General features: G+C 69.5%; 1 protein-coding gene and 1 pseudogene. Both read left to right on the forward strand.

Annotated features, from left to right (window positions below; genetic code table 11):
* Nucleotides 1-168: pseudogene (locus ACFQEU_RS14695) on the forward strand (M48 family metallopeptidase); the annotation flags it as partial.
* 94 nt (nt 169-262) lie between these two features.
* The gene (locus ACFQEU_RS14700; RefSeq protein WP_379783371.1) at nt 263-2,164 is read left to right on the forward strand and encodes a S9 family peptidase; all 1,902 of its coding nucleotides are present in this window, start codon (nt 263-265) and stop codon (nt 2,162-2,164) included.
* Nucleotides 2,165-2,293 lie beyond the last annotated feature (129 nt).

The following is a 2,293-nucleotide window of genomic DNA, read 5'->3' on the forward strand; positions in this document are numbered from 1 at the left end:
TGGCCGTTCGCGCCGCTGTCGACGCACCGCGAGACGGACGAGGCGATCGAGCGGTGGCTCTCCACGCACCCGTCGGTGGACGAGCGAGTCGAGCGGCTCCGGCGGCGGGCCGAGGCAGCGCGTCTGGGACCGGTCCGAGAGGGATCGACCGGTACGCCAGTCCGGTGAGCGCCCGAGACGCAGATCGGGAGGGAAGCGGTGGGGGAATGCGAGGCCGCTACGCGGGCGTTTATGCCCCTGGCGTCGGATCGTGGGTTCAAGAATGAGCGAGGCCGTAGACACCGACGACGTGCTCGAAGCGCTCGCGAGCCTCCCGACGCTCGCGCATCCGACCGCCTCCCCGGACGGCGACGAGGTCGCGGCGTACTACGACGTCACCGGACGCAACGAGCTCCACGTGCTCGACGCGGACTCGGGTGAGCGGACGCAGTGGAGCGACGGTGACGTTCCCCGGAACGCCCGCTGGTTCGTGAACTGGAGCGCGGACGGCGAGCGCGTCTTCTTCCACGTCGACGAGGACGGCGACGAACAGAACGACCTCCACGCGATATCGCGCGACGGTGCGGTCGAACCCGTCGTCGAGATGGACGGCCAGGTCGTCCTCAACGACGTGGGCGAGGACGGTCGAACCCTGATCCTCGGGTCGAGTCGCGGCGGACAGATGAACCTGTACCGACACGACCTGGATACCGACGAGACGGAGAAGATCACCGAGTACGACCGCGCGACCGGCGGAGCGGTTCTCTCGCCGGACTGCGAGCGGGTCGCCTACACCACGAACGAGCGCGACGACTACGACAACCGCGACGTGTACATCGCCGACGCCGACGGGTCGAACCCGCGGAACCTCGCGCTGGGCGAAGTCGGAGCCGAGTCCGCCCCGGCGGACTGGGGCCCCGACGGGCAACGGCTGCTAGTCGGGGACAACTCGCCGGACCTCGGTCGAGTCGGGGTGTACGACACGGCGTCCGAGTCGGTCGCCTGGCTCGGCGACGACGCGTACGAGGAGTCGCCCACCGCGTTCCTGCCGGACGGGGAGCGCGCCATCGGCACCCGCGCCCGTGACGCGGTCACCGTCCCCGTCGTGTACGACCTCGAAACCGGGGAGGCGACGGAGTTCGACCTCCCTGACGGGGTCGCGAGCTTCGGCGGGGCCGGGAACCCGATCCTCGGCGACGACCGGGTGTTGCTCACACACACCTCGCCGACGACGCGGACGGAGCTCGTGGCGTACGACCTCTCGACACACGAGTACGAGACGCTCGTCGAACCCGAGTACGGCCCGTTCTCCTCGGAGGACTTCGCGGACGCCGAGTACGTTACGTTCGACTCCGACGGCGTGCCAGAGACGCCGCAAGCGGCGGTCGAGCACGACCCCTACGAGACGTTCGAGATCGGGGCGCTGCTGTACGACTCCGGCGAGCGACCCTCGCCGCTCATCGTCAACCCGCACGGGGGACCGCGGGCACGCGACACGAAGCGGTTCGACCTGTACACGCAGGTGCTCGTCTCGCGCGGGTTCTCCGTGCTCAAGATCAACTACCGGGGGTCGACCGGGCGCGGCCGGTCGTTCGTCCGTGAGCTCCACGACGACTGGGGCGGGGCCGAGCAGGGGGACGTCGCCATCGGCGTCGAACACGCTCTCGATGAGTACGACTGGCTCGACGAGGACCGCGTCGTCGTCTTCGGCGGTTCCTACGGCGGCTACTCCGCCTACTGGCAGCTCGTCCAGTACCCCGATCTGTACGACGCCGGCATCGCGTGGATCGGGGTGACCGACCTCGTCGACATGTTCGAGAACACGATGCCGCACTTCCGGACGGAGCTGCTGGAGACGTACCTCGGCACGCCCGAGGAGAACCCGGATCTGTACGAGGAGCGCTCGCCGGTCACCCACGTCGAGAACGTCGACGCACCCCTCTTTTCGATCCACGGCGTCAACGACCGCCGCGTTCCGGTGTCGCAGGCGCGTATTTTCCGTGACGCGCTCCTCGACGCCGGCTATGAGGAGGGTGAGGACGCCGACTTCGAGTACCGCGAGCTCGGCGAGGAGGGCCACGCCTCCTCCGATCAGGACCAGAAGCTCCGCACGTTCCGGCTGCTCGACGACTTCCTCGCGCGGCGGGTCGGCACCGAACCGGCCGGGGTCGGGGCTGACGACTAACACAGCGCGATCACGGCCGACGACCGAGTCGTCGTGGCCGCGATTCGCGCCCGGTCAGTCAGCGAGGGCCTCCGCGGCGACGGGGGCGATCCTGTCGAGCCACAGCCCGTGCTGCCGGGGTGACGGGTG

This window comes from Halorubrum tibetense (assembly GCF_042661865.1).
Lineage (GTDB): Archaea > Halobacteriota > Halobacteria > Halobacteriales > Haloferacaceae > Halorubrum > Halorubrum tibetense.

What these genes read in the sequence shown, in the direction of transcription:
- ACFQEU_RS14700 (WP_379783371.1), top strand. Translation starts at nt 263, where the DNA reads ATGAGCGAGGCCGTAGACACCGACGACGTGCTCGAAGCGCTCGCGAGC.